The organism is Leisingera sp. ANG1 (genome assembly GCF_000203975.2).
In the GTDB taxonomy this organism is placed as follows: Bacteria; Pseudomonadota; Alphaproteobacteria; order Rhodobacterales; family Rhodobacteraceae; genus Leisingera.
In genome coordinates this window covers 46,556-58,490 of sequence record NZ_AFCF02000001.1, presented here as the reverse complement: position 1 = coordinate 58,490, position 11,935 = coordinate 46,556, and the positions used below count along the sequence as shown (strand labels likewise).

At 62.9% G+C, this 11,935-nt stretch carries 10 protein-coding genes; 5 read left to right on the top strand and 5 right to left on the bottom strand.

Annotated features, from left to right (window positions below; genetic code table 11):
• Positions 1-24 precede the first annotated feature (24 nt).
• Positions 25-1,155: a hypothetical protein gene (locus tag GC1_RS00275; RefSeq protein ID WP_019296761.1), complete on the top strand. Its 1,131-nt coding sequence runs from the start codon at positions 25-27 to the stop codon at positions 1,153-1,155.
• Positions 1,156-1,177: 22 nt separating this feature from the next.
• Here the strand turns inward: GC1_RS00275 and GC1_RS00270 are convergent, their stop codons facing one another.
• Both GC1_RS00270 and GC1_RS00265 read right to left on the bottom strand, forming a co-directional pair.
• Positions 1,178-1,450 (bottom strand): hypothetical protein, encoded by a 273-nt coding sequence (locus GC1_RS00270; RefSeq protein ID WP_019296762.1) that lies wholly within the window; start codon positions 1,448-1,450, stop codon positions 1,178-1,180.
• A complete protein-coding gene (locus GC1_RS00265) occupies positions 1,431-4,238 on the bottom strand; it encodes a glutamine-synthetase adenylyltransferase (protein WP_019296763.1) in 2,808 nt (935 codons plus the stop codon). Before GC1_RS00265 ends, GC1_RS00270 begins: the two co-directional genes overlap by 20 nt.
• Before the next feature lie 476 nt (positions 4,239-4,714).
• Between GC1_RS00265 and GC1_RS00260 the strand changes: the two genes are divergently transcribed.
• The 4 genes from GC1_RS00260 to GC1_RS00245 all read left to right on the top strand — a co-directional run bounded on the left by GC1_RS00260 (position 4,715) and on the right by GC1_RS00245 (position 7,016).
• On the top strand, positions 4,715-5,170 hold the full coding sequence (locus GC1_RS00260) for a DUF2852 domain-containing protein (RefSeq protein WP_019296764.1): 456 nt from the start codon (positions 4,715-4,717) through the stop codon (positions 5,168-5,170).
• A gap of 76 nt (positions 5,171-5,246) precedes the next feature.
• Positions 5,247-5,678 (top strand): RDD family protein, encoded by a 432-nt coding sequence (locus tag GC1_RS00255; RefSeq protein WP_019296765.1) that lies wholly within the window; start codon positions 5,247-5,249, stop codon positions 5,676-5,678.
• 130 nt (positions 5,679-5,808) lie between these two features.
• Positions 5,809-6,633, top strand: a complete 825-nt coding sequence (locus GC1_RS00250; RefSeq protein ID WP_019296766.1) for an arginyltransferase — start codon at positions 5,809-5,811, stop codon at positions 6,631-6,633.
• A complete protein-coding gene (locus tag GC1_RS00245; RefSeq protein ID WP_019296767.1) occupies positions 6,633-7,016 on the top strand; it encodes a VOC family protein in 384 nt (127 codons plus the stop codon). The genes GC1_RS00250 and GC1_RS00245 overlap by 1 nt, the downstream gene beginning before the upstream one ends.
• 151 nt (positions 7,017-7,167) lie before the next feature.
• On the opposite strand, the gene GC1_RS00240 is transcribed toward GC1_RS00245, so the two are convergent.
• The 3 genes from GC1_RS00240 to GC1_RS00230 all read right to left on the bottom strand — a co-directional run bounded on the left by GC1_RS00240 (position 7,168) and on the right by GC1_RS00230 (position 11,678).
• Positions 7,168-9,522 carry a TRAP transporter large permease gene (locus GC1_RS00240; RefSeq protein ID WP_019296768.1) on the bottom strand — a complete coding sequence of 785 codons (2,355 nt, stop codon included), beginning with the start codon at positions 9,520-9,522 and terminating at the stop codon, positions 7,168-7,170.
• Positions 9,523-9,537: 15 nt separating this feature from the next.
• Entirely contained in the window at positions 9,538-10,464 is a 927-nt protein-coding gene (locus tag GC1_RS00235; protein WP_019296769.1) for a TRAP transporter small permease subunit, read from the bottom strand.
• Positions 10,465-10,595: 131 nt separating this feature from the next.
• Positions 10,596-11,678 carry a TRAP transporter substrate-binding protein gene (locus GC1_RS00230; RefSeq protein WP_019296770.1) on the bottom strand — a complete coding sequence of 361 codons (1,083 nt, stop codon included), beginning with the start codon at positions 11,676-11,678 and terminating at the stop codon, positions 10,596-10,598.
• Positions 11,679-11,935: the final 257 nt, after the last annotated feature.

Genomic DNA, 11,935 nt, shown 5'->3' with positions numbered 1-11,935 from the left:
TATGCTTGAGGGCCGGAGGCTACCATGACTCTATCTGCAAGACTTCTAATCGGCACGACAAAAGGCGCCTTTGTTCTGACACCGGACGGCAAGGGCTGGAGCGTCTCCGGCCCGCACTGCGACGGCTGGTGCATCAATCATGTGATCGGTGATCCGGACAGCGGCATGGTGTGGGCGGGCGGCGGCGGCGACTGGCCCGGCGCAGGGGTCTGGCGCTCTGCAGATGGCGAGGCCTGGGAGCTGAGCAAACTGTCCAATGGCCAGATTGATGAGTGGGCGGCCTCGGACCCGGAAACAGCGGCGTTTTTCAATTGGGAGCCAGTGGAGGTGCCTTTTGAGGATCTCAAGGCCGTGTGGTCGCTGCACCACGCGCATGGGGTTTTATACGCAGGCACCAATCCGGCCACGCTTCTATCCAGCAGGGATGGCGGCAAAACGTGGGAAAGGAATGCGGCGCTCGACGGCCATCCGTCGCGCGAGAGCTGGAGCCCCGGTGCGGCGGGGCTGGTTCTGCACACGTTGCTGAGCGATCCGGGCCATGCGGCCAAGCTGTGGCTTGGCATCTCAGCCGCCGGGGTCTTTGCCACAGAGGATGGCGGCAACAGCTGGGAGCGGCGCAACCGCCTGTCCAACGACACGCTCTGCACGGAACATCATCACCCGGCAGCACCGCGCAACGGCGAGACCGGCCATTGCGTGCACAATTTGCAGCGCGGCCCGGGCGATCTGCTCTATCAGCAGAACCATCACGGCACCTACCGCAGCACCGATGGCGGCCGCACCTGGAGCGATATCACCGCCGGTCTGCCCTCCACCTTCGGTTTTCCCATTGCGGTGCATCCGCAGGATCCGGATACCATCTGGGTGCTGCCGCTGAACGGTGATGCCGCCGGGCGGTTTCCGCCGGATGCCTCGGCGGCGGTTTGGAAGTCCACCGATGGCGGCGAGGCCTGGAAGGCCAAACGTGACGGGCTGCCGCAGGGCGCGTGTTTCTTTACCGTGCTGCGCCAGGCGATGGCGACCGATGCAGCGGCGGGCGTCTATTTCGGAACCAACTCGGGCTCAGTCTTTGCCAGTTTTGACGAGGGCGAAAGCTGGTCGGAAATCGCCCGGCACCTGCCCACGATTCTGTCTGTTGAGACACTGACCCGCTGACAGCGGTCTGCCGCCCTGCCCCTTACCTCTCGCGCGAGCGCCAGCCGCCGCGGCGGCGCGGTTTTTCCGCGCCTTGCAGCCCGTCGCGCAGCACCGCGGTCATCGGATGCTGCGGATGCGCATTGCCATAGAGATCCAGCAGCGCCTGAATATCCGTGCGGCTGTCGCGGGCAGCGTCCATGCCCAGCGCCCAGTCAAAGAAGATGCTGCGGCATTGGGAATCGCTGATGCCCTCGATCCGGTAGGCCTCGTAGATCAGACCGCGCGGGTCCTGTTCAGTGCTGCCCTTCTTCATCCGCCGCTTCCCTTTCCAAGGTTTTGCCAATCAGCGCAGCGCAGCGGCTGTAGCGGTCTTGCAGTTCCTGTTCCAGCGCCTCCAGATGGTCAAATCCGGTGGTGCGGCAGAGGAACTGCGCCCCGCCCTCCCCCATGGTTTCGGCATCAATGGCCTTGCCGGAGAGCAGCCGCGCTGCGCATTGCACTGACCAGAATAGACGGTAACCATCCGTCAGGTATTCTGCATCCGCGTCATTCAGCCATCCGGCAGCGACAGCACCCTGAAGACCTGAGGCCACATCGCGGGCGGCGGAGGCGGATGTGAGCGTGCCGGCCTGTGACAGCAATTCGATATCCATCATCCGCCCCGGCCCGTTCTTGGCATCCCAGACGCCTGCGGGTGTCTTGGCGGCAGCGAGCCGTTCGCGCATCTGCGCCACCTCGCGAAGAACCTTGCCGCTGTCGCGCGGCTCTGACAGGAAGTCTGTGCGGAAAGCTTCGATTTCGGCGGTCAGCGTGCTATCGCCAGCAATGGTGCGGGCCCGGGTCAGGGCCAGATGCTCCCATACCCAGGCCTCGTTCTGCTGGTACTGGGTGAAACCCGCAAAACTGACAGCGACAGGGCCTTGGGTTCCGGACGGGCGCAAGCGCATGTCGACCTCGTAAAGGCGGCCCTGCGCCATCGGTGCAGACAGCGCGGTGACAAAGGCCTGCGTGAGGCGCGCGAAATAGGGGCGCGTTGCCAGCGGGCGCTTGCCGTCGGACATTTCCACGCCCTGGGGATCGTAGATCACGATCAGGTCGAGGTCGGACTGCGAATTGATCTGCCCTGCCCCCATCGAGCCCATCGCCAGAACGGCAGCACCGCGGCCCGGCTGGGGACCGTGCTTTTTCGAGAAATGCGCAAGCACTTCCGGCGCAATGCCTGCAATCACCACCTCTGCCAGTTCTGCATACTGGGCGCCGGCCTGATGGCCGTCGATCAATCCGCGCAGATGATGCACGCCAATGCGGAAATGCCACTCCTTGCACCAGCGCCGGGTGGCGTCGAGCCGCGCCTCATAGTCGTCTTCCTGCTGCAGCCGCGTCCTCAGCTCCGCCCGCAGCGTCGTCGCTCCCGGCCAGGGATCAAAGAAGGAGCCGCCGATCACCGCGTCAAAAACGCCGGAGTTGCGGGACAGGAAAGCGGCCAGATCGCTTGAGGTACCGGCGATATCGATCAGCAGATCGATCAGCTGCGGATTGGCGCCAAACAGCGAGAACAGTTGCACCCCCGCGGGCAGTCCGGCCAGGAAGCCGTCCAGTGCCAGCAGGGTTTCCGCCGGTTTGGCGGTCTTGGCCACCCGGGCCAGAAGTTCCGGCTTCAGGCTTTCGAAAATACGCGCGCCGCGCGAGGAGCGCAGCGCCGGATAGGTGGGCCAGCGGGCGATGACGGCGCCGTCCAGTTCGGCAGTGTCCTCTGGCAGGGCCACAGGCCGCGGCGCCGCGCCGGGAGAGAAGAACCCCTCAGTCAGCTCATGCACCTCCTCCAGGCGGGTCCTGATCTCCGCCTGCAATTGTGCCGGGTCCAGGTCCATCAGGCAGGCGATGCGGGCGATGCCGTCCTCCGACTTGGGCATCTTGTGGGTCTGGGCGTCATGCACCATCTGGATCCGGTGCTCGACCTCGCGGTGGGCACGGTAATGGGCGCTGAGGGTCTCAGCGGCGTCCTGCGGCACCCAGCCCTTACCCGCCAGCGCCGCCAGACCTTCGACGGTGCCGCGCAGGCGCAGGTCTTCGTCACGCCCGCCAGCGATCAGCTGGCGTGTCTGGGTAAAGAACTCGATCTCGCGGATGCCGCCGCGGCCCAGCTTCATGTCGTGGCCCGGAACGTTCAGGGCGCCGCCGGTGCCCTTGTTCTCGCGGATGCGCAGGCGGATGTCATGGGCGTCCTGGATCGCGGCAAAATCCAGATGCCGCCGCCAGACGAAGGGGCGCAGAGTGTTCAGGAAGCGTTCCCCCGCGGCGATGTCGCCTGCGCAGGGGCGCGCCTTGATATAGGCGGCGCGCTCCCAGGTGCGGCCCAGGCTTTCGTAATAGCGTTCCGCCGCCTCCATCGCCAGGCACACGGGGGTCACCGCCGGGTCCGGGCGCAGCCGCAGGTCGGTGCGGAACACATAGCCATCACCCGTGCGGTCGCTGAGCGCGGCGCACATGTTCTTAGTCGCGCGCACCATGCCCTGGCGCGCCTCGTAGAAATCATCCGGGTCGAAGCGGGTTTCGTCGAACAGGCAGATGAGGTCGATGTCGGAGCTGTAGTTCAGCTCATGCGCGCCCATCTTGCCCATGGCCAGGATACTCATGCCGCCGGCGGTTTCCACGTCGTCCTGCGTGAGGCCGGGCAGCTTCTTGCGGCGGATCAGATTGGCAATCTCCGCCTTGATCGCAACGTCTGCACACAGCGCCCCGAAATCGGTGAGCGCCCCGGTTACCTGCTCGAGGCTCCAGCCGCCCGAGAGGTCGCAAAGCGCAGTCAGCAGCGCCAGCCGCCGCTTGGCCTGGCGCAGCCCCGGTTTCAGCTGCGCAGCTTCCAGCGCGCGGCAATCCGCAAAAACCTGCTGTACTGCGGCTTCCGGATCGTGCAGCGCCTGAGGCAGCCAGCCTGCCTCCCGGTCCGTCAGCTCCTTCAGGTACGGGCTGGACCCGCAGGCCCCGGCGACCAGGTCTGCCAAATCGCCTGAAAGCGCGGGTACCAGCGCGCGCGCCTCGGCGCCAAGCTCCGGATCGTAAGGGCGGGGGATGCGGGAAATCGTCAGCTCAGTCGTCATGGAAACGACACTGTTCCGCAGGCAGGATGCCGTCAATGGGTGAATTGCCGCGCTGCCGCATAGGTTTACCTTGGGTCAGGAATACCCGAATAGGTTAAAATCGAATTTTAAAGTAATGTTAACGTTACGGTTATGCTCCCGTTGCGGAGCCGTTTCGAAGTAAAGAGTGTTTTGTTCCCTGGGGATGCCCGGATTGGTCTGACGGTTTTTGGACAGGTTCCGCCAGCAGCAGTTTCTTAGGCGCAGTTTCCCTTGACCTGGTATCGCAACCGGAGTGTAACCGCGCATCTTCCCCAACAATGTTTGCGCGCGCGGCCGGGTCGCGCTCCTCTTCACTGTAGCAATTGCAGGTCTCTGCCTTCTGCCTCCGAAAAAATGTGAAAAAGATTTACATGGGGACTTGAAAGCCCGCGGGCGGCTTCCGATATGCAATCATGTGAAAGGGATTTACATTCACCGAAACCTGGAGGACCCCGATGACGAGTTTCACCCCGACCGCCCCTGCCGCCCCGGTACAGGGCTGGTTTTCCCGCAGCGAAGCCTGGCTGGACAGCAAGGGCAAAGGCGCCTGGATCGCCGCCATGGTCCTGGGTTTCGTGTTTTTCTGGCCCGTTGGCCTGGCCCTTCTCTTCTACATGATCTGGAGCAAACGCATGTTCAGCAAATCCTCCTGCCGCCACCGAAAGTCCTGGGCACGTCACGGTTACTCGGCGATGAAACCCTCCGGCAACAGCGCCTTTGACGCCTACAAGGCCGACACGCTGCGCCGCCTGGAACAGGAACAGCATGATTTTGAGGCCTTCCTGCAGCGCTTGCGCGAAGCCAAGGACAAGGCAGAGTTCGACGAATTCATGGACGAACGCGCCCGCACCGCCGCCAGCGAGGACCTGGAGGACGAGGATGAAGACCGGGGCGAGCCCAAGCGCCACTGATCCAAGCCCCCTCCGGCTGCCCCGCCCACCCGTCTGGGCGGGGCTTCCTAGTGACCATTCAGCAAAGGACCCATGTATGACCGCCCTGCCCGATCCTGACTACCAGGCAGAATTCTATGCGTCTGTTCCCGCCAAGCGGCTGATCGCCTGGATCGTCGACAGCATCCTGATTTTTGCACTCAGCGCCGGTGCCGTGGTGCTGACCGCCTTCACCGGGCTTTTCATCTGGCCGCTTCTGTATCTGGCCGTTGGTTTTGCCTACCGCACCGTGACCATCGCCAACGGGTCCGCCACCTGGGGCATGCGTTTTGCGGGTATCGAGCTGCGCGACGGCGAAGGCCGCCGCATGGACAGCGGCATGGCTGCGCTGCACACCGCGGGCTACACTCTGTCGCTGGCGCTGCCGGTGCTGCAGGTGATCTCGGTGATCCTGATGCTGACCTCCACGCGCGGCCAAGGCCTGACCGACCATTTCCTCGGCACCGTGATGCTGAACCGTCGGGTTTGAATGAAACCGGCAAGACAGCGTTAAACCATTTTCCACAAGACCGCTTGGCGCACCGGAACCGCGTTGCTATCATCCTTGGGACCGCAGGCGATCTGTTCCGCCTGTTCCGCGAAACTGCTGACGGGTTCCGATGCGCCATACTCTTCCGATTGCCCCGCAGTTCTATGTGACTGCGCCGCAGCCCTGCCCCTATCTGGAGGGCCGGATGGAGCGCAAGCTGTTCACCGCGCTGCAGGGCGACGGAGTGGATCAACTGAACAACAGCCTCAGCCAGCAAGGGTTCCGCCGCTCGCAGAATGTGCTGTACCGGCCGTCCTGTTCGGAATGCTCGGCCTGCCTGTCGGCCCGGATCGACGTTGCAGCCTTCCGCCCCAGCCGCAGCCAGAAGCGCACCCTGAAGCGCAATGCGCATCTTGAACGGCGCGCCACCTCACCCTGGGCGACCGAGGATCAGTTTGCCCTGTTCCGCAGCTATCTTGACAGCCGCCACGCCGATGGCGGCATGGCTGATATGGACGTCTTTGAGTACGCCGCAATGATCGAGGAAACCCCGGTGCGCAGCCGGGTGGTGGAATATGCGGCACCCGGCAGCAGCGAACTGACCGCGGTGTCGCTGACCGATGTGCTGGAGGACGGGCTGAGCATGGTCTATTCCTTCTACGCCCCGGACCGGCCTCAGGACTCGCTCGGCACCTTCATGATCCTGGATCACATCAAGATCGCGCAGGAGGCGGGGCTGCCCTATGTGTACTTGGGCTACTGGGTGCCCGGCAGCCAGAAGATGGGCTACAAGGCCAAGTTCTCCGGTCTGGAGATCTATCACCAGAGCGAATGGAAAAAGATGAGTGACCCGACGCAGTTCGAGACGGCCAGCCACCCGCTGTCGACCGATCCGATTGCCGAGCAGGTTGCAAATATCCAGCTGCCTGAACAGCCGATTCACAAGAAACGCTGATGCAATTCCTCCATGCCGTTTCGCTGGTGGTGGCGGATTACGACGCCGCCATCGCCTTTTACTGCACCCAGCTGGGCTGGCAGCTGGCAGAGGATATTGACCAGGGCCGCAAGCGCTGGGTCCGCATCCTGCCGCCTGGGGCCGAACAGGGAAGCCTGATTTTGGCCCGCGCTGAAGGGGCTGAGCAGGAGGCCGTGATCGGCAACCAGTTCGGCGGCCGCGTCGGGCTGTTCCTGGCGACGGATGATTTTGCCCGCGACCATGCCGCGATGCTGGCCAAGGGGGTGATCTTCGAGGAAGAGCCGCGGCATGAGCCCTATGGCACCGTCGCCGTGTGGCGCGATCCTTTCGGCAACCGCTGGGACCTGCTGCAGTTCACCTGAGGGCCGCGCCGCCTCCTTTTTCATCTTTCCGCAAATACTCCGGGGTGAATGCGCGCCGCGCGCGCAGAGGGGCAGCGCCCCTGCCCGTTCCGAACATGCAAAAGGGGCCCGCTCGGGGCCCCTTTTCCGTTTCTTGTCTTTGATGCCCGGATCAGTTCGGGATCAGCGCCGGTACGATGGTCACGATCGACGGGAACATCCACAGGATTCCGATGCCCACCACCTGGATCAGCACAAACGGCACGATCCCGCGGTAGATATGGGCCGTTGTAACCTCTTTCGGCGCCACCCCGCGCAGGTAGAACAGCGCAAAACCGAAGGGTGGTGTCAGAAACGACGTCTGCAGGTTCACCGCCACCATAATGGTCACCCACTTGGGGTCGAACGAGCCGCCGTAGATCACCGGACCGACGATCGGGATCACGATGTAGATGATCTCCAGGAAGTCCAGCACGAAGCCCAGGAAGAACAAGACCAGCATCACGATCAGGAAGACCGTCATCTCGTTGTCGAAGCTCTTCAGGAACTGCTGGATGTAGTGTTCACCGCCAAAGGAGATCACCACCAGGTTCAAGAGCTGAGAGCCGATCAGGATGGTGAAGACCATGGAGGTCACCTTGGCGGTTTCCCGCACCACAGGGGTCAGCACGCCGGAGCGGAACAGAACCCAGCAGCCGTAAAGCAGCCCGAACAGCGCATAGAGATACATCGCATAGGCTGCAAAGAAGGCGATCCAGCTCTCGACTGAGACGCCGCCCTGGTTCACCCGCAGGTCGAAGTTCATGCCGATCAGGATGCACAGCATGACGGCAAAGGTCGACCAGATGATGATCTTGCCCGATTTGCCTTCATCCTGCAGCTTGCGGTAGGCCGCCAGCATGATGGCGCCGCCTGCCCCCAGCGCCGCAGCCGGCGTCGGGTTGGTGATGCCGCCCAGGATCGACCCAAGCACCGCAACAATCAGCACCAGCGGCGGGAATACCACCCGGATCAGATCGTTTTTGGCGCAGCGGGCCGCGGCCTCGCGGCAGCCGTAGAGCGCCAGCAACAGCGGCAGCGCGATCCACAGCACCGTCACCCCGGCAGAGGTCGTCGGTGCAATCGCCACCAGATCCACCAGTGCAATCAGCAGGATGCCGATGGAACCCAGGATCAGCGGCTTGGCATCGCGCGACGGCGCCACACCCCGGCCAAAGGCCAGCACCAGGCCCAGCAGAACCATGATCACGGTGATGCCGGTGCCGATCGGCGCGGCGGACGCGATCTTGGCGTCGCGGGCGGCGGTGATTTCCTCTTCGCTCAGCCGCTTGGCCAGGGCCACGCCGCCAGCCTCGTTGATGGCCTTCTGCTCTTCGACAGCTGCATCCCATGCTTCCTGCCCGTGCAGCTCAATCATCGAGGCCTTGCATTCCGCGCCGACAGAGGTGCGCAGCGAAGCTGTTTCACCAGCATCCGAGAAGGTGGACACGACAATGTTCTGGCTGCCGATCACGTTGAAGCTGTTCAGCAGGATCGCGCCGCCGATCAAAGCCGCAGGCACGCCCAGGAACCAGATCAGCCCTTCATTGCGGGTGATCACCTCACCGGTGCCGCCCTCAATGTTCACCGCAGGCGCCTTATGCGGGTTCAGCAGCGCATAGCCGAAGGCGTAGGTGGCATAGAGGATCGCCAGCAGGATGCCCGGCAGCAGTGCCGCCTGGAACAAGGTGCCGACCGAGACGACCGCCGGTTCGCCCAGGTAGGTGAGCGCATCGGAGCAGCCTGCCTCCATTGCGCGGGTTTCCTGCGCGGTGGAGTAGAGGTCGCCCGCCAGCGTACCCAAAAGAACGATCACGATGGACGGCGGAATGATCTGGCCGAGGGTGCCAGAAGCAGCAATTACGCCGGTCGCCAGTTCTGGCGAGTAATTGTTGCGCAGCATGGTGGGCAGGGCCAATAGGCCCATGGTCACCACAGTAGCGCCGACGATGCCGGTGGAGGCCGCAAGGAATGCACCCACAACCACAATCGACACTGCCAGACCGCCGGGCAGCGGCCCGAAGACGCGCGCCATGGTGGTCAGCAGGTCGTTGGCGATCTTGGAGCGTTCCAGGGTGATGCCCATCAGCACGAACATCAGCACCGCCAGCAGGGTTTCAATCGACGCGCCCGCCAAAACCCGCTCATTCATCCGGTTGACGATGAAGGAGACGTTGCGGTCCAGCGCCACTTCCCAGCCCTGGGTGAACACCGGTTCGGCCAGCCTGGGCAAATCCGGGTAGCGGAAAACGGATATCTTATCGGGCCTGATGCCCGATCCCACCAGATCCCGGTAGGCCTGCGACGAGGTGTCGATGGCCTGGTGGATCAGGATGCCCGCGCTGTCCAGCGCAGCGATGATCCCGAAGGAGATGATCCCGGCACCGCCGATGGCAAAAGCCACCGGGAAGCCGGAGAGAATGCCCCCGAAGAGGCAGAAGAATACGATGAGCAGGCCGATCTCGACGCCATCAAGTCCAAATAGCATGTTTCCGACGTCCCTTTAGTGCGTGCCTTCGTAGGCTTCTTCACCCTCTCCAAGGCTGTCCTTGTCGAGGTATTTGTTTTCGCTGCCCTGCCCTTCGACGAACTCCAGGAAGGAGCGGTAGAAGAAGGCGATGGCGTGCAGGAACACCAGGCCTGCAAACAGCACCAGCAGGATCTTGAACAGGAAGTAGGCGTTGAACCCGTTAGGGCTGAAGCCGATGGTCTCCACGTTCCAGCGCAGCGCGCGGGATTTCATCACCAGCCGGTCAAGCGTGTCCGAGGCCGAGGGTTTCGGCACGATCAGATGGCGCCACAGGAAGAACCAGCCGTACATCCAGGTCAGCACTGCGGCGGGCATCATGAACAAAAGCGAGCCGAGCATGTCGACGACCTTCTTGGCGCGGAAGCTGATGCCGGAATAGATCAGGTCCACCCGCACATGACCGCCCTGCACGAAGGTGTAGGTCACACAAAGGCAGACCACCAAGGCATTGTAGAACTTCAACTCTTCGGCAAACCAGCTGATGTCCTGGCTGAACGGAATGCCAAAGCCAAAGCTGATGTCGGGCCGCGCAAACACCCGCTGCATGAAGACGATGATGATCTGTTGAAGCACCATCAGGAGGCCCGCCCAGGCAAAGAAGCGGCCGACGGTGTTGGCCAGCCCCTCCAGCCCGCGGACCATGCCCCACATGAAGCCGCGGAAGTAAATTCCGATGGCGGTCAGCACAAGGAAGGCGGTGAAGACGACAAAGAAAAACTCGACCGAACCGCCATAGTAGACGAAGCGCATGATCGAGGCCTTGTCGGACCAGTCGAGCCAGAGCTGCGGATGGGTGATGGCATAGCCGAAATTGTAAAAGGCGCCGGCGATATTCTGGACCAGCCAGAGCAATCCGCCCGCTATGGCGCCGAAGAAGGTGAGGCCACTCTCTTCCTGCATGTTTCCCCCGGGGGTCTTTGCTGCGGCGGGTCAGGCGCGCGGCCGTTTGGCCGGCCAAAGTCCCGCGTCACGCAACTGGAAAAGGATCCCCCGCCGCAGGCGGAGGATCCGGTTGATGCCGGTCAGGCGGATCAGCCCAGGACGCGGTCGCGCTGAACGCGGTAGGCGCCTTCGGATTTGGTAATCCAGCCGGAGGAGGCTTTCATCGAAGCTTCAACGCTGTTGCGGATTTTTGCAAACAGCTCGTCGCCCATGAACTCGTCCAGGGTTTCCTTGGTCGCGGAGCCGAAGGCATCCCAGACGCTGTCGGGGAATTCCAGGGTCTTCACGCCGCCGGACTGCAGGCGCTGCAGCGCTGCACCGTTGTTGTTCATGAATTGCGCCAGGCTCCACTGGTGGCCGGCAGCCGATGCCATCTCGATGATCTTCTGATGCGCAGGCGACAGGCCTTCGAACACTTCGCGGTTGGTGGCAACCGACAGCGCCGCGCCCGGCTCGTGGAAGCCGGCGGTGTAGTAGGTCTTGGTGATTTCCTGGAAACCAGCCTTCTCATCCGCCCAGGGGCCGATCCACTCGGTGCCGTCGATCGCGCCGGAGGACAGCGCCTGATACACTTCGGAGCCCGGGATGTTCTGCACGGAGGCGCCCAGTTTGCCCAGCGCCTTGCCGCCCAGGCCCGGCATCCGGAACTTGAGGCCATTGAAGTCTTCGGGGCCTTTGATTTCCTTGTTGAACCAGCCGCCGGCCTGCGGGCCGGTGTTGCCGCCGATGAAGGACTTGAGGCCGAAGATCTGGCCCAGCTCGTCATGCAGCGCGTGGCCGTCGCCGTGGTAGTACCAGTTCACCAGTTCCTGCGGGGTCATGCCGAACGGCACGGCGGTGAAATAGGCATAGCCCGGATGCTGGCTGACGAAGTAATAATCAGCGGCGTGGTACATGTCGGCCTGGCCCGCGGTCACGGCGTCGAACACTTCGAACGCGCCAACCAGCTCGCCTGCGGCCTTGACGTCGATGGTCAGGCTGCCGTCGGACATGGCGGTGATGGTGTCGGCAACGTACTGCGCCGAGTCATGCACGCCTGCCAGACCGCGGCCCCAGGTGGTAACCATGGTCAGGGTGCGGTTGCCCTGGGCATAGGCCGGTGCCGCCAGGGTGCTGGCTGCTGCTGCGGACCCGCCCAGCGCGGATGTTTTCAAGAAAGAACGGCGATCCATTAATTATTCCTCCCATTATCAATTCGGATTGCCCCAGGTCCCCCCAAGGCGGATCGGTTCGAGTGCGGTCAGCCTAGCGGCGGTGAATTTTATGTGAATACCTAGTACTGCGTAGAACGGAACGTTTTTGCCGGTAATTGCAGCAAATCGCATGCATTTCATGCGCGATGTGAAAACTTGCCGCTCATCCATAAAGTGCAAACCACACCTGCCCCTTTGATTCCTCTGGGCGGCTGCGCAATGATTCGGTACACGAT

Excerpts from the sequence above, each read along its gene's own strand:
- GC1_RS00275 (WP_019296761.1), top strand. The coding sequence starts at position 25 with ATGACTCTATCTGCAAGACTTCTAATCGGCACGACAAAAGGCGCCTTT.
- GC1_RS00270 (WP_019296762.1), bottom strand. The coding sequence starts at position 1,450 with ATGAAGAAGGGCAGCACTGAACAGGACCCGCGCGGTCTGATCTACGAG.
- GC1_RS00265 (WP_019296763.1), bottom strand. The coding sequence starts at position 4,238 with ATGACGACTGAGCTGACGATTTCCCGCATCCCCCGCCCTTACGATCCG.
- GC1_RS00260 (WP_019296764.1), top strand. The coding sequence starts at position 4,715 with ATGACGAGTTTCACCCCGACCGCCCCTGCCGCCCCGGTACAGGGCTGG.
- GC1_RS00255 (WP_019296765.1), top strand. The coding sequence starts at position 5,247 with ATGACCGCCCTGCCCGATCCTGACTACCAGGCAGAATTCTATGCGTCT.
- GC1_RS00250 (WP_019296766.1), top strand. The coding sequence starts at position 5,809 with ATGCGCCATACTCTTCCGATTGCCCCGCAGTTCTATGTGACTGCGCCG.
- GC1_RS00245 (WP_019296767.1), top strand. The coding sequence starts at position 6,633 with ATGCAATTCCTCCATGCCGTTTCGCTGGTGGTGGCGGATTACGACGCC.
- GC1_RS00240 (WP_019296768.1), bottom strand. The coding sequence starts at position 9,522 with ATGCTATTTGGACTTGATGGCGTCGAGATCGGCCTGCTCATCGTATTC.
- GC1_RS00235 (WP_019296769.1), bottom strand. The coding sequence starts at position 10,464 with ATGCAGGAAGAGAGTGGCCTCACCTTCTTCGGCGCCATAGCGGGCGGA.
- GC1_RS00230 (WP_019296770.1), bottom strand. The coding sequence starts at position 11,678 with ATGGATCGCCGTTCTTTCTTGAAAACATCCGCGCTGGGCGGGTCCGCA.